The organism is Xanthomonas arboricola pv. juglandis (genome assembly GCF_001013475.1).
Classification (GTDB): domain Bacteria; phylum Pseudomonadota; class Gammaproteobacteria; order Xanthomonadales; family Xanthomonadaceae; genus Xanthomonas; species Xanthomonas arboricola.
The window spans coordinates 174640-191701 of record NZ_JZEF01000004.1 but is presented as its reverse complement, the minus strand read 5'-3'; the positions used below and the strand labels follow the sequence as shown (position 1 = coordinate 191701).

Here is a 17062-nt window from a genome sequence, read left to right as displayed (position 1 = left end):
ACTGCATGCAGCTCACAACGAGCCGTCATGCACCTTGCGCGAGTCGAAGATGTAGAGACGCACCGCACCCATGCCGGGCACGCGTACGACCTGTGAGGGTTTGCCATCGGCTGCGGGCTTGATCCACCCAGCGGCGATCAGCTCACGCGCGGCTTGGCGCGCGTCATGGCCGGCGCACAATTCGCGGCGGAAGGCCTCGGGCAGCACCATGTATTCGGTGACGCCAACCTCATCGAAGCGACGGAAGCCGGCGCGCTCTCGCACGGGAAGACCGTCCGCTGCGCGGAATCGCTCAAGGCGGCTCTCGCCGTGGGCTTCAAAAAAAGCGCGGATGCGCGACATCAAAGCGTCAGTGTCAGCGCTGCCCGAGCCACCACGCCGCTGTAGCCAGGCTTGGAAACAGGTCGCCACGCCTTTGGTTGCTTCGCCCTTCTGCCAGCCGGTGAGCTGGTGCCGGCAGGTACTGGCTAGCTCACCGGCAAAGGCGACGATAGCGAAGCGCTCCGCCACGCGACGTACCTCGCCCGAGGCGTTGTCCGGCACGTGCGTTGCCAGGAAGCGGTCTGTCGCCTCGCGCAGTTGCGCGGTGAGCTTGGGGCTGTCCAGCCGGGTCAAGTATTCCATCCACAGCGGCCACGCAGCGCCGTAGGAGCGCGCCGCCGCGTCCTTGAGTAGGGCCGATAGCGCAGCGCCGTCGCTGGCGTCGTGGAGCCGCTCAAAGACGCCGTGGCCGGACTCGGCCTCGGCCGGCACGTCCGCCAATCGCACCGCCTGCCCGGCCCTGGCTTGCTTGCCAGCCTCGGCCATGTGTTGGGCCAAGCCCACCTCGCCTGCTGACAGGATCATGATGCGCCAGCGTGCCGCCGCGCGTGCATCGCCCGCGCGATTCGCGCGGCTCTTGCCGTTGCCATTTACCAGCAGATACGCCGCGTCGCCGGCCTGCTTCGGATCGATCTGCGCCAGCTCGTCCAAGATCAGCGTCGCATCGTTGTGCAGCACCGCTACGCCCTCCAGCCCGTTGGCCGTGCTGCGCCACTCGCGGGCGTACTCTGGTGGTCCTACGACGCTGGCCGCCACGCGTAGCGCGGTGGTCTTGCCGCTGCTGCTGCCGCCGACGATGTGAAAGCCGCCGCCCGTGGCGCCAGTGAAGCGCAGCAGCGGGCCGGCAAACATCGTCGCCACCGCCAGCACCAGCCGCGAATTACCGGCGCAGCGTGCTGCCACATCACGTTTCCAATCGTCCAGCGAGCCCACCGCCGCGTAGTGGTGCTGCAAGCCGCCGCTGTGCTGGTAGACCAGCAATTCCTCGCCGGCACCGTAGCTCTCACCACTGGGCAGCACATAGCTGCTGTCGTGCCAGCCCGGCACGGCCACGTTGCGGGCACGTGCGTCGATGCGCTCCTGGATGATATAGGCAAGCAGCCGCTGCATCGTGCTGCGGTGCGCGGACATCTCCACACCACCTGCTGCCAGCTGGCGGACGAACTCGCGCGGGTCGCCCACCAGCATTTCGGCTGGCGCGGCCCACTGGTGGCGATGACCATCGGCGTCGGTCCAACTCAGCAGCCGGCCCCATTCCTCACTTTGGCTATTGCGGGTCTTGGCCTCGACTTTCAGCGGCGAACAGATGAATTGCAGCTCTGCCTGCTCGCCGTCCTCGTTAACGCCGACGTAAAACACGCCGGCATCGCTCAGGCGGTAGTGCGGCTTAGCTCCGGCAGCGCTATCGGCGCGTGCCTTGCTGGTCCCACTGCCCTTGCGCACGGCCGCCTCGATCGAACTGCGCACGGCCTTTTTGCCCACCGCTTTGGCAGCATCGTTGAAGTCTACGGATTTGATGGTGTTGCTCATGCACGAGGCTCCATTGCCACGTCGGCGCATTGCGCCTTGGGTTGAAGGGTCACAAAGGTGAGGCGCTTAGGGGTGATCGGGTGAGCGCGGCGGCAGTGCCACGACACCGCCGACGGCGTGCGCTGCGCGCTGGGCATTGGCTAGGCCCGGATTAATGCCGCGGCACAACGCAGTCGCCGCGTCGTCGTCCGCGCACAGCACAATCAAGGCGTCGGGAAATTTGCTGCGTAGCTCACGGGCCACCGGTTCGAGGTTGCCGGCGTCGAAGGCCACGGCAGTTGGATAGCCCGTCGCCTCATAGATGCTGGCAGCGGTGGCATAGCCTTCGGCAATGCACACCACCTCCGAGACCTCTCGCCCGATGGCGTAATACAGGCCACGCTTTCGACCGCCTGCGAGGAAGCGCTTGCTTCCATCGGCCGCGATGGTCTGCATGCTCCATAGGTGCCCTTCGGCGTCGCGCATGGGCACCAGCAGATGCCCATTTGATTGCCGAAGTCCATGGGACGCCACGCCCTTGGCGACCAGATAGGCATGCGTCGCGCTGGCCGCATCCGCCTGCCGCCATTGCGCCAATGCCGCCTCGCGTGCCGCTGCGTGGCGCCGCGCACATTCGGCCTGCTGTTGCCGCTGCGCGCGGCGCGCCTTCTCGCGGATCTCCGCCAATTCCGCAGCCGATAGCGAGCCCCCCTCGCTGTCACGCCATTGCGCGCTCGCGCCGGTCTTCCAGTTGCCATAGGCACCGGCCAGCGGCGGACCAGCATGCAGGACATACCAGCCGCTGCGCTGCCCGCTGTCGTCGCCTTCGGCGCGCACGCGCCGGAGACGACCATCGGCAACAACAGATGCCACTAGCAAACCTGCCGACCGGAGAGCGACCACGAAGCCATCAGCACGACGCATCGTCGGTCACCAACTCGGTGCTATGCGTGGCGTCGCTCATGACCGCAGCCAGATCCTCGTGGATGTAGAGCGTGCTGGCGGCCATCGATTCGAACGACAGCGCCATACGTTCGGCCATGCCATCGCCCATGCCGCTCAACATCAACGCCGTCCAGCGGGCGCGCCTGAGCCGGTTGTAGCTGTCCTCACTCATCCAGTAGCCGAAGGGCAGTTCGGGTGCAGTGCACGCGCATGGTGCCTCTGCATCGCTGGCCGCTCGCTCGGCCTGGATGTCCTCCAATTGCAAGGCCATGCCGTCCTCGAACTGCTTCTGTGATTGGGCAGGAGTGAACAGCGACAGGCGGCACTGCACGCGCTGAAAAACGCGGACCAGCTCTGTGCAATCATGTTCCAGCGGCGCGAAAAAGCGCTTGCGCAGCCGATCTTCAAGCGGATGGCCCTGCAGCGCTTCATCGAGCTCTGCACGTGCGGTTGCCAGGTGCTTTTCGGCCTTGCAACGCAAACGATCAATACGGCGTGCCAGGCGCAAAATGCTCTCTGCGCGCTCGGCATCAAGCACCGCATCTAGCATCGTGGCGCTCACTTGGCCGTCGCCCATGTTCGGTACGCCCGACAATCCAACGGTCTCGTGCGTCATGGGGTCACCTCCACGCTGCCGACCATCATCAAGAGTTCGCCCAGCGACAGGTCTTCCATGGAACCAGCGCGACGCTCAAGCGCCTCGACCAGCTGGAACAGCGCGGTCATCGGCATTTCGTAGATGCGCAGCAGCTGACGGGTTGCACTGAACAAGTCGTGCATCACCGCATCGTCGTTACCGACCAGGGCATCAAGGTGCGAACCGATCATCGCGCAACCTCCTGAGCGGCGGCGGCAATGGCCTGCTGGATCTCGGCCAGCGTCAGCGCCTCGGGTTGCTTCCCGGTGGCTTGCAGGCACGCATCGAGCGCTAGCCAACGAGCGTGATCCCAATCGAGGGTGTCGGCGATCTCGCCAAAATGATGGGCAATACGAACGCTGAAACGCGTAGGCGCAACTAGGGTGTCGTGAGACATGGCTGGATTCCTCAGGTGAGTTGGAATCCGCCGCTCCGCTGCAAAACGGGGTGACGGACGGTACGCGGTTTGCAGACCGGCCTGAGGACCGGCAGGCCTTGCGGCCTCCGCGCACCGCCCGCCATAGAACTGGCAAGCAGTCGCCCACGACAACACAGCGGGCAATAAAAAAGCGCCGTGCATCGGTCGATGGGCGCTGGTGCGCCTCAGGGTACGGGCTGCAAAACCCGGTCGCCGATGTGCGGCGACGTGGGAATGCTGCACGCACTGGCCGCGCACTGTCAACCGGAACATCACGCGCTCTTCCCGACCAGCTGCTTTTCGATCAACTTCGCCTTGAAGGCGGCCTTCTCTGCTGCGCTACTGATCGGCAGGCAGATTTCGGGGCTTGGGCACGCGCTTGGGGAGATGGTGCGGACGATTTCTGTGTAGGCGGTGAAGGTGTGCCCGCAAAGTGCATTGCGACACTGAAGCATCGATTCACGGAGCAGCCTGTTGTGGGACACGCTCGACCGGACGATGGCAGCAGCATCACAGTGCGGGCAGCGAAGAAACGCGCGAGCGGGAGTGGTCATGGGCGCCTCAGCAGTCGGTCAAGATGGTGGGAGTGCCACGCGTCAACACGATCTCGCCAATCCGACCAGGTCGGTGATGGGTGAAGTGCAGGCCAAGGTTTGGCTGTGCGATTGCGGTGCGCAGGTGTTCGGCAAGGAACTCGGCTTCGGCGCGCGTCAGCGTGAAGCGCTTGCCAGAGATGGTCAGTTGGATGTCGTCAGTCATGGCTGTACTCGCGGATGGGTGGCGGGAATCTGTGCTGCGATCCAGGCATCAACATCTGACTCAAGCCAGACCGTGACGCGGGGAGAGAGCGGGATGGACTTGGGAAACCGGTCGCGATCCATCAGCCAGTACAGGTGGGATCGGGAGATGCCGGTGCGGCTGAGCACTTCGGGTTTGCGCAAGAAGCGTTCGCTGCGGCCGGCATCCGCACGTGGCGCATTGGCCGGTGTGCATGGTGAGGCGGCGGGTTTTGTTCGGGAAGCGAGCATTGTTTGATGTGGCGCTTTGACCTGTCGGTCAACGGATGCCATGTGTTTTGGGCTTGCCAAGAGACTAGAAGCCGACGCGTCGGAGTTCACGCGGATAGCTGTGTAAAAACTTTTTTTACAAACTCTGTTGGACGCGGCCGGAATCAGGCGGACGACGGGCAGGCGTTGCCGGCCCGCGTAGACGATGCGATCAAGGCACTGACGTGCAGGTGCGGCGATACAGCCGGCGAACGACAGTAAGGAATTGGCAGCGCAGGGCGGCGCATGCGTCTGCTGACGTACGCACGGGCTGGCGAAGAAGGAACTTGGTACCTGAGAAAAGTCTCGCCGGAGAATCAACTGCCCGCTGAACTCGCCGACCTGCGTCGCGCTAGGCGCGGCATGATCCGGCGTCCGGGTGCGTCCGGCATCGTCTCAAGGCGAGGTGATTGCTACACGAGTTACAGAGCGTTACTCAACAGCCGAACGCCCGCCACCACCTTCCAAAGCACTGAATTTATTGTGTTATTGCCGAGGCGTTACGCGCGTTACAGCAGTTACCCTGAAAAATGGCAAGTCCGAAAATAAAAGTGCGCAGACAGCGGCTAGATAGATGCCCTGAGACTGTCCAAGTAGTCCGCCCAGGCTTGCATCATCTTCCGGCGCTCGACCAGATGGGCAGTGCGGTTGTAAGCGCGTCCGTTGGGATCTCGGACGGCATGCGCAAGTTGGTGCTCGATGTAGTCGGGACGAAAGCCCAGAACCTCGTCCAAGACGGTGCGTGCCATTGCTCGGAAGCCATGACCTGTCATCGTGTCTGAGTCGTAGCCCAGCCGCCGCAGCGCCGCATTGATGGTGTTCTCGCTCATCGGGCGCCCTCTCCCACGCACGCTAGGGAAAACGAACTCATCGCGCCCCGTCAGCGGATGTAGGTCGCGCAAGATGGCAACCGCTTGCGAGGACAATGGAACCACGTGGGACTGAGCGGTCTTGCTCGCAATGAATCGCCATTCGCTCGAATCAAGATCAATGTTCTCCCAGCGTGCTCGTCTCAGTTCTCCTGGGCGCACGAATACGAGTGGAGCCAGTTGCAGCGCTCCCATCACCACTGGTGAACCACGATAGCCATGGATCGCTCGCAATAGCTCACCTACCAAGGCTGGCTCGGTCACGCTGGCGAAATGACGACCCTCCGATGGAGTCAAAGCGCCCTTCAGATCAGAAGCAGGGTTGCGTTCCGCTCGGCCCGTAGCAATGGCATAGCGAAACACTTGGGCGGCAAGCATTCGCGCGCGATGAGCAGTTTCCACCGCCCCACGCGCCTCAATCTTCCGCAGTGCCTGCAGTAGATCGCGAGCTGGTATTGCATCCACTGGACGGCTACCGATGTAAGGACCGAGATCCTTTTGAAGTAGGCGCCGCTCACGCACAACTGAGCCGGCAGACAACTTGTTGGCTCGCATAGCTAAGTGCTCGGCAGCGACCGCCTCGAACGTGTTGGCCGAACGTTCCAAGGTTGCTGATTTTTCGGCCTTGCGCTGTTCGCCAGGATCGATGCCTTCGGCCAACAACTTGCGCGCCGCCGCATGCCGCTCACGTACCGTAGCCAAGCTGACATCCGGATATGTCCCAAGCGATAGCGTGTTGCGCTTGCTCGTCACCGGGCGGCGGTAGTCCCACCAGCACGCGAAAAGCCGCCGCATCTGTTTGTTCTTTCACGTATTTTTCTAAACCAATAAAAATTCGCCTCACTTTTTGACTCACTTTTGAGCCGGCGTGAATAGGACTTCATTGGATGACCCCGGGCGGTTTGAGGGCGAAGCTGCCTGCGCTCAGTTGCATGCCAGAGACGCGCTTTGGATGGCCGAACTGCCGTCTGTCTCCTTGCCTGCCCAACGCGCTGGTAATATCACATCAAAGATGGGCGCCACGAAAGGGGAAATGCCTTTGCCTGTATGCATCAGAGACGTCAAAGACGTTCTAGATTTGCTGGGCCTTGAGACGCCCGACCTTGCTTTGCTTCAAGCGACGCACCAGAGCTATCGTGCGCTTCTTCTTCAGCCTTCCGGACCAATCTACGCGGACACACAGCGAATTGGCCACCTAGACATTGCCGCCGCAGCCGTCCGGGCAGACAGCTTCCTTGCGCTAGCTGCGCAGCGCGGCGATCAACTTGTGGTCACGCCTGAGTACTTCCTCCCGGTTAGCTCTCTGGAGAAGGCTGCACGAGGCGGACCCTTTCCCGATGAGGGCGCTCTTTGGGTGCTTGGCTGTGAGAGCATGACCCCCGCAAGGCTTGCGAGCTTTAAGGCAGACTGCGCCGGAAATTGCGATGTCATCTACGAGGAAGACCCGTTTCCAGCCGTGCAGGGCAACTACTTCGACCCTGTCGCTTACTGCTTCCTCACCCGCGGCTCGGAGAATACGCTCAAGCGAGTTGTCCTTTTCCAGTTCAAGACTGCCCCATCCCGGGACGACCACGGCTTTGAGAACAAGCAGCTGCGTTGCGGCCGTGCCATTTACCGGTTCAAGGGCAAAGACGGAAACATTAAGCTTTCGACCATCATCTGCTCCGACGCGCTGGACCTTGGCGAGGATGCTGACGCCAATAAGAAACTGTCAGACAGAACTATCCTCATCCATATTCAGCTGAACCCTAAGCCAAAGCAGACCGACTACCGCAGGTATCGGAACGAAGTCTTCCGGCGCAGTGAGGCCACGACCGACTGCGACATCATCTGCTTGAACTGGGCTCACAACGTGGTCCAGTACGATTCATCTGCCCACGCGCCGGACGCCTGGAATAACGAGAGCGGTTCAGCTTGGTATGTCCCTAAGCGTCGCTGCTCGGTGAAAGACGAAGAGGTTGCCAACAATGAGGCAAAGGGCCTGTACTACACCTGGCATGAGAAAAAGCGCCACGTGCTGCACTTTCACTACGACGAGGCTGTCTTCGCGTTGACAGTCCCCAAAGTCCTTCAGGATGGCCCGGCGGTACACGACGTGCTCATCGGCCCGCAACTTGATTCGCGGTTCAGTTGGGATATCAACGCTGGCACATGGCTGGAAAGCACCAGCTGTCCAGAGACCGGGTGGAACGAGGTCATTAATGCGAACCCGGCAGTCACCACGGCCTTCCAAAGTCTTCAAGACATCAATAACCGACTACACATCGAGCGGGCAATCTCTCTTTCATGCGGCCCTCACAGCATGAAAGAGCAGTGGTATCGCGTTGATAACCTGGATGTGTGCCGCATTCCAGAGTCTGAAGTGACAGCTCGCGCCACCCTTCAGCTCGACCGCGACGTCACCGCGTCCCAGAATCGTCAACAGCGCATCAGCCGCGTCGCGGTGCTCAGCCACATCCTCCAGACGGGTCCTCTGCCGGCGCAAATAAAAGATCTCGGCGGCGGCGGAGCCTCCATAGCTTGGTCTCCCAACTCACCGAACACTAACGTCATCAAACCAGGCTTGCGTCCCGCCTTGGTGGCCTATCTCGGCGAGAACCCACCGATGGAAGTGGTCAAGAGGGTTGGCGAAAGCGCGTTCGAACTCCTGCGAAAAGAAAACAAAAGCCACCAGAACCGCGTGGCCATCTGCTATCGCACGGTCGCCGGCGTCACGGAATTCGCCGACATCAAGCAACAGACTGACATTACATACGATGGAAGCAGCATGGCCTCCATCACAGGGGAGCAATGAGATGCCTGAGATGCAAGCTGCACGTGATGTACTGAAACAGCTTCTGATCGGGCTTCACGATGTCGACGATTCCGTCGTGCGCGGCGAGAAAAAGCTCGGGGAACGAACCTACGCTGTTGCCTATGTGGACTTCGCCGATGAAGTTGTCGAGCGCTCGCTGCACTTGCGCGACTTCCAAGAACGCATCCTTGCTGACGACTTCTTCGAAGCGCCGGGTGACCTGCGCTGGAACAAATACCTCTACTTCGTCGCCGGCCCAAACTCTACTGCAAATCCTCAGTTCGCCGCGGCAAAGGCCGCAATCGAGAGTGACAAGGACTACGCACGTAAGCGAGTCATATCCGAAGCTGACCTCAAATCCCTGCTGGGCGGGCCGAAGCTGTTCGATGCGGCGGAGCATGGGAGCACCTATGACGTACTGACGGATTGGCGTCAGCGACTTTCAGCGGCTGGGCTCGAGCTGTTGCTTGATGCCCCCACGCCTCGCACCACCGTGGTGGAGAAGATTGCCCAGCGCGCAGCTGGTGCGGCTTCGAACGAGAAGCTGAGGGTGAAAGAACTGAACGCCGCCGATACGCCGCTGGCAACGGCGAAATTGCTCAGTCTGGACATTGCTGCGTTCCGGCCGGTCCACGACGGCAAGAGCTATGACTTCGGCGATGTCACACTACTCGTGGGCGCGAACGGAAGCGGTAAAACCTCTCTGCTCGAGGCCGTCGAGTACTTCTACTGCGGGAACAACCGCAGAAGCACCACTGTCGGGCCGGTTCGCATCAAAGGAAAGCTACTACCTCGTGCGGGCGGCGGTACGGTCGAGCTTGCATCCACTGGCGACGGACCTCGAATTAAGGCTCGAAATCTTGCTTGGTTCAACCGCAAGGAGCAACTCGTTGCCGACATTGTTGACAGCTTCTCACTCTACAACTTCCTCGACACCGATGCCGCGTATCGTTTATCGGGCAAGCTGAAACCCGATGATATCACTAAGGAGTTGAGCCGGTTACTAGTGGGCTCCTCGGCTTCGACGACCTTCGAGTACATAGAGAAGATTCGCGCCGACGTGGACAAGGCCTGGGACAAAGCACAGCGTCGCGCCGATGGGCTGGAAGCGGAGTTGGCCGTCATGGAACGGCGACTGACAGAACTGCAAGGCAAGCCGTCCACGGCAAAAACGCTGACTGACGCATATCGCGCCGCGCTAGCAGGCCTCGGTTGGAAGAGGCCATCTGAAACCGGCGTGCCCACCCTAAAGGAAGAACAGGAGCTTCTTGCCGTGCTGGCGCACGTGCAAGCGCTCGTCTCCCTCGGAGGTGCCGCTCGAACAATGAAGGATTTAGAGCAGCGCTCGGCGCAGCTGGAGGCCGCGGTCCGCAACGCGAAGCCGGTCGAGACGCAGCTAGTTAGGAGCGTCGAGCACGAAAAGCGACTCATCTCGAAGATGGAGGAGCTTGAGGCTAACATCAAAAACCTGGACCGGTGGCTTGCGTATGAGTCTGCGGGGTTTCATGACGTGCGCCGTCGATACAAGTCGGCCCGCGAGGTTTCCGAACGACTGGCCACACGTCTCGGAGCTTTGGTCGCCGGAGACCTCCCGCAGGTACCGCAGCAGTACGCCACCCTCCAGATGCAAGATGCGCTGCAGGCTGCGGGCGAAGCGGCTACTGCCGCCCAGGCGAGGTTGACTCGCGCTCAGCAAGCCCTGGACCTTCACGGCCGGGCCGCGTCGGCTCGCGCAACTGCGGCGGCGAAGCTGAAGGACGCAGCGATGGAGGCGCTCAAGTCGTCGGAGAATCCGGACATGTGCCCGGTCTGCCACACGGTACATGCTAGGGGCGCATTGAGGCACCTCATCGAGGGACTCACCTCAGGGCCGGAGACCACTCAGGAGGTCGAGAGCCTTGCGGAGTCGCTGCGCCTGGCGGGGGACGAGGCGAGCGAAGCGCGGCGGGGGGCGAGCGCCGCGGAGCTATGTCAAAAGTATGCGGCGCAGTTGCAGTTGGTGGGGACCACGCCCAAGGAGGTCCTTGAAGAGCTGGTCGCATTGCGCGAGCGGGCGAGCCAGGCGGAGCAGGAACTCCAGAGCGTCATCAAGGAAGGCCAAGATCTGGGCAGCGCGGGTTTCTCCAGCAACGAGGCCGATTTGTTGCTGGGCCGAATCGCTGGGCTATTCGACACCGAGTCAAGCAATCTCACCGCCGCCACTGCGTCGGATGAACGGCGGCGTCAGTCGGACGCTATGGAAGAGACGCGAAAATTTTTGATTGATTGCCGCACCAGCATGGGAGGTTTTGTTGAGTCCATCCGGACCTTCGCTCAGTCTATCGTCGTTGACGGCTGGGTCACGCGCATCGAGCCAATTGGCACCTTCGCATCGCTCGTTGCGCTGCAAGACGAATTCCTTGCCGCTACAAACAATGCTGCCGGGCTTCGCTCCTACCTTTCTGTCAAGGACGATGCTCCGCTCGTAGAGGTTCAGGCACGCATCGCAGCCGTGGCCTCAGCGTTCAAGCAAGCTGACGAAGCGTCGCGCAGCGATTCGGAGAGCTCGGCCGAGCAGAAGGTCCTGCCGAAAAATATTCTGGACTGGAAGTTCAGCCTCGAGAAGCATCGCAACGAGGAGAAGGCGCTCCTTGAAGCGGGCAAGGTCTTGGACGACCTCATTGAGAACGCTTCCCTGAAAAACGCGACGCGGGAAGCGCTTGATGCTATCGGCGACCAAATCAATGAGGTGTTCTCGCGCATCCATTCCCCTCGCGAGTATGAGTACGTTGGCAGCCCTGACGTTCTCTTGCGGACCGCAGATGGTCATGACGCCCGCACGCTGGACGAGGTCAGCACAGGACAGCGCTCCGCATTTGCCTTGTCCATCTTCCTTGCCAGGAATCGCACGGCCGCGGCAGCCCCTCCAGTCCTGCTCATCGACGACCCAATTGCGCACGTCGACGACCTCAACGCTCTGTCGTTCCTTGACTACCTGCGTGATCTCGCGGTGAACTCGGGAAGGCAGATATTCTTTGCCACAGCGGACACTCGAGTCGCGTCGCTGTTTTCAAAGAAATTTAGCTTCATGGGGGAAGCGTTCAAGACCATCAGTTTGGTTCGCGAACCGTAGTTCGAGGCGGCCACCCCACGGAACCAACGCGGCGTCGTCTTGGGCTACATCTAGAACGGACTTCATGTCAGCCTGGGTGGTGAGACCTTGAACTACTGAAGAGGCAAGATGTCGAGCACGTCAGTCGGCTGAGCGCTTGCGTCCGGACTTTTCTTCGAATCCATAGAGAAAGCGTTCGGTACGCGTCGAGCACCCGTTGCATCTTCTACATCGTCTCACCTACCGCAGCCGTGGTCCTTGATGTCTCCCACGGTGAACGCCTCTCATCCAAGTATTCTCCCGAGCGAACGAAGACACCATCGACGTCACCAGCGGCTCGAGGAGCAGGTTCAAACGTGCTACCACAGACCGCTCCATCAGCCTCTACCTCCCGCTAGCAGGACCCGACATCGCTCTTTCCGAAGTCCATCCGTACGTCTTCACCTGATTTTAAAAGGGCAGGCCTGTCTTCGGCATGGAACCTCGCACCAAATCAATTTCATATGCGAGGACCCAAATTGCGGGGGACGTATACCTTCTCGGAATCCCCTACCGTCTCTTGGCGACCGACCTCCGCAAACGGATCTGGATCGCCAGAAGATTCGCCGACATCCCGCTGTCCTCCACTCAAGCCGCCCCCCGAGCGAGCTACTTGAATGGCGCGCGACAACTTCTTCTTGGTTTGCTCTGCTTCGAGTTTTTTGAGGAATGCCTCTCTCTGACCGTCGGTGACCTCCTCGCCAGTAATCATCCCGGTGAGGTCCTCCACGGCAACCATGCCAAATCCAGCGTCCTCCAATAGCCCTGCCAACTCGATCCGCTTGGCCTGTAGATCACCCCCATCCTGATCAAGCCACCACTCGGTTAGCGCCAGGGCAAGCGTCAGCATCGTGCTCAGATGCTCGCTTCTCAGTGCCCTCCCCTTCTGAAAAGCCGGCTTTTCCAGCCACTCTTCCTTGAAGTTTTTGGCGAATTTATACTCGCGGGGAACTAGCGTGACCGCCGTGCGCATCCACCGTTTACCGAACAATGGCTCGCCTGGCCTAATCCTCAACCACGACTGGATGGCCTTTTTTCGATTCTCCCAATTGGGCTTCTGGCCCCGCTCCATTAGCGGCTCCATGGCCTTGTCCCTATTGCAGGCATAAGCCGCCTTGTAAAGCCACTCCATCACTGGCGGGAATGCCCTCTCGCACACGGCCAGTGGGTATGATTCAAGTGCCATACCCGTTCCACACTTCTTCAACTCGGCTATGTCGCTGTTTTCAAGGTACAGGTCCTCGTATCCTATCCACAGCGATTCGGCATAGTCCACATGGCGTGGCGGACGGCCGATAGGAGCCGTGTTCTGCGCGTGCTTCCAGCGCTCGTGACGGACCACATGGGCGCGATGGAAATCCAGCTCTGTCAGCCGTGCCCCGTCTCCGCTATCACCTTCCTTCGGCTTGGAAAGCGCGAGGCCACCCAGCGAGAAATCGATCATTCCTCGCGTGCCGGTGGCTCGGATCTCGCGCAGATCTTCCTCATCCAAGCGCAACAACAGCAAATCAGTGTCGCGCCGAACGATGGAGTAGTCCACCGCTTGGATGGACAGCCCCGCAATTTCCTTGGCTGAACCGGGCACCACAGGTTGCCACTGATGGCGGGACACGAAGAAATCTCCCCGATGGACTTTGTAATACACCGAAATCCCGCGAGCAATAAGAAAGTCCAGTGGATGTCCGTCAATTGCACCAATGCCCTTCCAGTCGACATCGACGTATCTCTCAGCGCCGATGGCATCCGTGGTTTCGATGTTAAACATTACGCACTCCATAGACGGTAACGGAAAGGTAGGTTTCAATGCCTGCTGATACGTTGCGGACCACGTGTTCGCTTATTCCGCGTCCTGGACCATTGAGCGATAGGCCAGCGGCCGCATCTCAAGTCCCTGCGGGTACTTACTGCGTCTACCACCCAGCATACGCTTGAGCAACTTCAGGTCGTTGCCCTGCAGGCGAGGCTTGCCACGCTTCTTCCCAGCCTTTTTAGGTATGGGAGAACGCCAGAAATTCTTGACCTTATCATTGGTGACCTTGAGCACGCAGTCCTGCTTACTCATGTAGTAAAGAGCTGCGCGCAGCCCAGCCATTTTCTCCCAATCGCCCAGGCCCATTACACCCAGCCCGTTGTAATCGTACTTGGATTGATCGGCCCAGCAGCTGTAATAGGCACCAAGCCCCTGTCCGGTGCGGCACGCCCACACTTCCCCTAGCTTCTGCGTCAAATAGCCGCCGCATTGCTGTTGGTTGCCACTGCAGATCACCATCAGGTGCCAGTGCATGCCCCGCACAAGACCGTTCTCGCACTTGATGATGAAGCCCAGGTAGCCTGGCAGAAGATTACGCTTGCACGCGCGTTCGCGAAGCCAACGCAGGAAACCATTGATTTGCTTGATCGCTTTCTCCGCGTCGTAATACGGCCGGTAGTACAGATCAATGCGCAGGATCAGCAGTCGCGAGTGCTCTGCAGCCAGGTGATAGATGAATTCCCGGCCGCTGTCGAAGTTGTCCCGGGCCTGCTTCTCGTGTGCAGCCAACGCATTGACGAAGCGCCACGTCCCACATGCCCTGCGAACGAAGCGCACCAACCGCTCCAGCAAACGGGCAAGTTCCGGTGTCTGTGGAACATTCTGGCTCACCTGCTGGCCTATGCGAATCGCATAGCGCCTCATCGCCCTCAACAACACCGTGATCACCGGGTGGAAGACGTGATTCGCATAGGCCACCGCCCACTCCTCACGGTATTGGGCGCAGCACTGGACGAGCTGGCGCCCCAGGGCAGTGAGCTTGTAAGCCAATGGCTGGGCATCGCGCCGCTTGATAGCGATGGGCAGACAAGGTCGGCCTTCATTTTGCAACAGGGCCTTCTGGATCCTAGATAGCGTTACTTCGGCAAACTCCTTGAAGAGATGGTCATCCGTACCAGTAAACCATACTGAATCCTGGTCGGTGCAGTAGTACTGGCCGGTGCGCGGCATTTGCACTAGGCCATTTTGGCTTTCCATACGAATGACTGTCTCGGCGATCCTCTCCCTGTCCTGCTCGGCCCGGACGATCTTTTGGATCGTCGACTTCAAGGGGGAAGACGCGCTATGCACGTTATCCAGGGTGGATTCCCCGATATTGGTGTCGGGTCTACGGATCATGGTTAGTTTCTGACTCGTTGGTTCGTTTCAGTTGACGCAGAAAAATGGACTACTGATAAAGTAAATGGACGGAATGGAGGTGACACGGAAGAAAACATATAAATCCGTAATTCACCCAACGATTTTCTCTTTGATTTGACCTATCTGCAGGCCGTCGCCCCCTAGATCCTTCATGTGCAGGCGGGCCTGTCTGAAGGTCGAGTTGACGTGTTTACTCAAGCCACTTGGGTACGGGACGCAACCCAGAGGAAGACCTCGCTGGCCTTCCATCCCACCGCCCGGTTACCCAATTTGATCCGCTTAGGGAACGTTGGGTCGTAATAGCGGGATTTGGGATTGCCGAAGGCCCAGATAGAAGACCTACCCAGTCCAGTGATGCTGATGACCTGCTTCTCGCGCAGGACAGTGTCGCTCTGGAGGAGACTCATAACACCCACGAAGACCTTGCGAACGGGAGGGCTACGTTGCCATACCTCTTTCCTGACCTCATTCTTTGCCGGGAACAGTTCCCGGCACAGTTGCGCCGCTCCCCATCACCTGAACGTGCATGGCCGCGGAGTGGGCCACACATGTCCGGCACCTGGCATGAAATTTCACCAGGCCCCACACCCCACCGCGCCCTCCCTACGGGGTTAACTCGACGCATCCGACAACGTCCACTGGTCGAGCGCGACGGGGTCAGCTCTGGCAACTGTTCCTGGAACTGTTTCGAGCGCATGGCAGCTTGGACATATAAGACCCGATACCTTTCCCATTGGAATGATTCGGTGTTCGCATCCCCACCCCCTTTCCCGAACCTTCATCCCACCTGTCCGATCGACTGCTTACCCGAGCCGATACGTTCCGCTGTCCTGCATGTCATCCAAGACAAGGAGGCTCCTGCGGCTTGCGCCTTGACCGATGCACTTGCCGCCATTGCCGCCGTGGTGCACTGCGGATTCGACTGCGTGGCTCTCGACGGCGAGTGCCTGCCCGCCACACTTTTCACCTGTGCCTTAGCTCCAAGCGCCACTGGCAAGGGACGCTCGTTCAAGCTTTTTTTCAAGCTCTTCCTGAATGCCAAGAAACGGCAACCGCGCCGCACTTCCGTCGTCAATGACGCCGGGCATGGCATCACACCTTCGCGAAATCCCCGCGTCGAAACCCTTGTAAGCCGTACCATTTCCTATGCCAAGCTGGTGGAGATGCTGGACGGGCAGAGCATGACCCTGACTCTCCAGCGCGAGGACGGGCGTAGCCTGCTGAAGTCCACCCTGTTCAAGGACGATATCGATTCGCTCACGCAGCTGTGGAGTGGCGACCCACCACTTGACAACTTCGTCCATGGTGTCGAGTTGGAGGCTACCGATGCACGCTGCAGTCTGGGATTTCGAACCCAACCCAAGCCGATGTACAAGTACGCCAACGGCCAAGGGCAGGATGACTGCGCTATTGGGCTCTGGCCACGTGCGGTAACCGGCTGCCACGATCCCGAACGGTTTCAGGAGAACGAGACCTATGTGCCCAAGCGTGGGTGCTATAGCGCCGAGGCATTTCAAGCCCGGATGGAAGCCTTGACCGACAAGATCAATCAAAAGCGCCAATCTGGCGACTTTAGCCGTACCGGTGTCGGCCTGGATCTGTTCGCCCGGGCCTATATGTACAACCTAAGCTATAAGCTGAAGGAGTGGATCCCCCACGAGTACCGAGACATCCGGGAAGCTGCCGCTCGCGCTTGGGAGAACACACTACGCATTGCCGTAGTGCTTCACGTTTTTTGCGGCGGAGTCAATTCAGACGTGTCGGTCGACATGGTCCAGCGCGCCTGGGCCATCGTGGAGTGGTCGCTATCCCAATACCGCCTGATTTTCGTAGAGGCGATTGCTCCTCCACATGCTGAAACCGTGGCGGCTGCTGGCGCAACTTCCTTACGGCCGTGGCATACCCAGGCGCCCAAGGCAGAAAAAGTGCCGCGCCCCTTGCAGGACGCTCAATGGGTTCTGGACTGCCTGGACAGGCTTTGCCATCCCTTCTTGCGGCAGACGAAGCTGAGCGAAGTGCGCCTGCTGGCAGGCCTACCTGAAAAACGCTTCATGACCGCGGTGGCTTGGCTGAAGCTGGAGCACATTGTAACTATCCACGGGACCGGCCAATCCGCCGTTATTGACTATTTCTGATCACAAGTCACCGTGAAAGCAGAAGATAGGCCGTATCCACGTGAGGCCACAGGCGATCACAGAACATGGCCATTGGTAGCCATTGGCGC

General features: G+C 60.0%; 15 protein-coding genes. 3 read left to right on the top strand and 12 right to left on the bottom strand.

All coding sequences use genetic code 11. The annotated features are described in order from the left end of the window. Nucleotides 1–12: 12 nt before the first annotated feature. The 9 genes from XARJCFBP2528_RS15795 to XARJCFBP2528_RS15760 form a co-directional block, all read right to left on the bottom strand. Nucleotides 13–1851, bottom strand: a complete 1839-nt coding sequence (locus tag XARJCFBP2528_RS15795; protein WP_016904494.1) for a DUF927 domain-containing protein — start codon at nucleotides 1849–1851, stop codon at nucleotides 13–15. A gap of 66 nt (nucleotides 1852–1917) precedes the next feature. Further along, on the bottom strand, nucleotides 1918–2703 hold the full coding sequence (locus XARJCFBP2528_RS15790; protein WP_230724070.1) for a toprim domain-containing protein: 786 nt from the start codon (nucleotides 2701–2703) through the stop codon (nucleotides 1918–1920). Between the two features lie 37 nt (nucleotides 2704–2740). Then, on the bottom strand, nucleotides 2741–3391 hold the full coding sequence (locus XARJCFBP2528_RS15785; protein ID WP_047124872.1) for a hypothetical protein: 651 nt from the start codon (nucleotides 3389–3391) through the stop codon (nucleotides 2741–2743). Beyond that, nucleotides 3388–3603, bottom strand: a complete 216-nt coding sequence (locus tag XARJCFBP2528_RS15780) for a hypothetical protein (RefSeq protein WP_016905091.1) — start codon at nucleotides 3601–3603, stop codon at nucleotides 3388–3390. The genes XARJCFBP2528_RS15785 and XARJCFBP2528_RS15780 overlap by 4 nt, the downstream gene beginning before the upstream one ends. Beyond that, nucleotides 3600–3809, bottom strand: coding sequence for a hypothetical protein (locus XARJCFBP2528_RS15775; protein ID WP_016905092.1), 210 nt, complete (start codon nucleotides 3807–3809; stop codon nucleotides 3600–3602). Before XARJCFBP2528_RS15775 ends, XARJCFBP2528_RS15780 begins: the two co-directional genes overlap by 4 nt. A 293-nt stretch (nucleotides 3810–4102) precedes the next feature. Continuing rightward, a complete protein-coding gene (locus XARJCFBP2528_RS22750; RefSeq protein WP_026064955.1) occupies nucleotides 4103–4384 on the bottom strand; it encodes an Ogr/Delta-like zinc finger protein in 282 nt (93 codons plus the stop codon). Nucleotides 4385–4391: 7 nt separating this feature from the next. Then, nucleotides 4392–4589: a hypothetical protein gene (locus XARJCFBP2528_RS15765; RefSeq protein ID WP_016905093.1), complete on the bottom strand. Its 198-nt coding sequence runs from the start codon at nucleotides 4587–4589 to the stop codon at nucleotides 4392–4394. Further along, nucleotides 4586–4900: a helix-turn-helix transcriptional regulator gene (locus XARJCFBP2528_RS22745; protein WP_231103860.1), complete on the bottom strand. Its 315-nt coding sequence runs from the start codon at nucleotides 4898–4900 to the stop codon at nucleotides 4586–4588. Before XARJCFBP2528_RS22745 ends, XARJCFBP2528_RS15765 begins: the two co-directional genes overlap by 4 nt. Nucleotides 4901–5442: 542 nt before the next feature. Beyond that, nucleotides 5443–6540, bottom strand: coding sequence for a tyrosine-type recombinase/integrase (locus tag XARJCFBP2528_RS15760; RefSeq protein WP_016901096.1), 1098 nt, complete (start codon nucleotides 6538–6540; stop codon nucleotides 5443–5445). A 157-nt stretch (nucleotides 6541–6697) separates the two neighbouring features. Between XARJCFBP2528_RS15760 and XARJCFBP2528_RS15755 the strand changes: the two genes are divergently transcribed. Together XARJCFBP2528_RS15755 and XARJCFBP2528_RS15750 are read left to right on the top strand one after the other, a co-directional pair. After that, nucleotides 6698–8539 carry a hypothetical protein gene (locus tag XARJCFBP2528_RS15755; protein ID WP_146011246.1) on the top strand — a complete coding sequence of 614 codons (1842 nt, stop codon included), beginning with the start codon at nucleotides 6698–6700 and terminating at the stop codon, nucleotides 8537–8539. A 1-nt stretch (nucleotide 8540) separates the two neighbouring features. Continuing rightward, complete coding sequence (locus XARJCFBP2528_RS15750) at nucleotides 8541–11651, top strand: AAA family ATPase (RefSeq protein WP_026064038.1); 3111 nt, start codon at nucleotides 8541–8543, stop codon at nucleotides 11649–11651. A 478-nt stretch (nucleotides 11652–12129) separates the two neighbouring features. Here the strand turns inward: XARJCFBP2528_RS15750 and XARJCFBP2528_RS15745 are convergent, their stop codons facing one another. The 3 genes from XARJCFBP2528_RS15745 to XARJCFBP2528_RS24465 all read right to left on the bottom strand — a co-directional run bounded on the left by XARJCFBP2528_RS15745 (nucleotide 12130) and on the right by XARJCFBP2528_RS24465 (nucleotide 15245). Then, nucleotides 12130–13434, bottom strand: a complete 1305-nt coding sequence (locus XARJCFBP2528_RS15745; protein WP_146011245.1) for a hypothetical protein — start codon at nucleotides 13432–13434, stop codon at nucleotides 12130–12132. A gap of 72 nt (nucleotides 13435–13506) precedes the next feature. Beyond that, nucleotides 13507–14817 carry a YagK/YfjJ domain-containing protein gene (locus XARJCFBP2528_RS15740; RefSeq protein WP_026064039.1) on the bottom strand — a complete coding sequence of 437 codons (1311 nt, stop codon included), beginning with the start codon at nucleotides 14815–14817 and terminating at the stop codon, nucleotides 13507–13509. A gap of 215 nt (nucleotides 14818–15032) precedes the next feature. Next, the gene (locus XARJCFBP2528_RS24465; RefSeq protein WP_016901101.1) at nucleotides 15033–15245 is read right to left on the bottom strand and encodes a helix-turn-helix transcriptional regulator; all 213 of its coding nucleotides are present in this window, start codon (nucleotides 15243–15245) and stop codon (nucleotides 15033–15035) included. A gap of 465 nt (nucleotides 15246–15710) precedes the next feature. Between XARJCFBP2528_RS24465 and XARJCFBP2528_RS15730 the strand changes: the two genes are divergently transcribed. Further along, on the top strand, nucleotides 15711–16973 hold the full coding sequence (locus tag XARJCFBP2528_RS15730) for a DUF3987 domain-containing protein (protein ID WP_016901102.1): 1263 nt from the start codon (nucleotides 15711–15713) through the stop codon (nucleotides 16971–16973). Nucleotides 16974–17062 lie beyond the last annotated feature (89 nt).

Excerpts from the sequence above, each read along its gene's own strand:
- XARJCFBP2528_RS15795 (WP_016904494.1), bottom strand. The coding sequence starts at position 1,851 with ATGAGCAACACCATCAAATCCGTAGACTTCAACGATGCTGCCAAAGCG.
- XARJCFBP2528_RS15785 (WP_047124872.1), bottom strand. The coding sequence starts at position 3,391 with ATGACGCACGAGACCGTTGGATTGTCGGGCGTACCGAACATGGGCGAC.
- XARJCFBP2528_RS15780 (WP_016905091.1), bottom strand. The coding sequence starts at position 3,603 with ATGATCGGTTCGCACCTTGATGCCCTGGTCGGTAACGACGATGCGGTG.
- XARJCFBP2528_RS15775 (WP_016905092.1), bottom strand. The coding sequence starts at position 3,809 with ATGTCTCACGACACCCTAGTTGCGCCTACGCGTTTCAGCGTTCGTATT.
- XARJCFBP2528_RS22750 (WP_026064955.1), bottom strand. The coding sequence starts at position 4,384 with ATGACCACTCCCGCTCGCGCGTTTCTTCGCTGCCCGCACTGTGATGCT.
- XARJCFBP2528_RS15765 (WP_016905093.1), bottom strand. The coding sequence starts at position 4,589 with ATGACTGACGACATCCAACTGACCATCTCTGGCAAGCGCTTCACGCTG.
- XARJCFBP2528_RS22745 (WP_231103860.1), bottom strand. The coding sequence starts at position 4,900 with ATGGCATCCGTTGACCGACAGGTCAAAGCGCCACATCAAACAATGCTC.
- XARJCFBP2528_RS15760 (WP_016901096.1), bottom strand. The coding sequence starts at position 6,540 with ATGCGGCGGCTTTTCGCGTGCTGGTGGGACTACCGCCGCCCGGTGACG.
- XARJCFBP2528_RS15755 (WP_146011246.1), top strand. The coding sequence starts at position 6,698 with ATGGCCGAACTGCCGTCTGTCTCCTTGCCTGCCCAACGCGCTGGTAAT.
- XARJCFBP2528_RS15750 (WP_026064038.1), top strand. The coding sequence starts at position 8,541 with ATGCCTGAGATGCAAGCTGCACGTGATGTACTGAAACAGCTTCTGATC.
- XARJCFBP2528_RS15745 (WP_146011245.1), bottom strand. The coding sequence starts at position 13,434 with ATGTTTAACATCGAAACCACGGATGCCATCGGCGCTGAGAGATACGTC.
- XARJCFBP2528_RS15740 (WP_026064039.1), bottom strand. The coding sequence starts at position 14,817 with ATGATCCGTAGACCCGACACCAATATCGGGGAATCCACCCTGGATAAC.
- XARJCFBP2528_RS24465 (WP_016901101.1), bottom strand. The coding sequence starts at position 15,245 with ATGAGTCTCCTCCAGAGCGACACTGTCCTGCGCGAGAAGCAGGTCATC.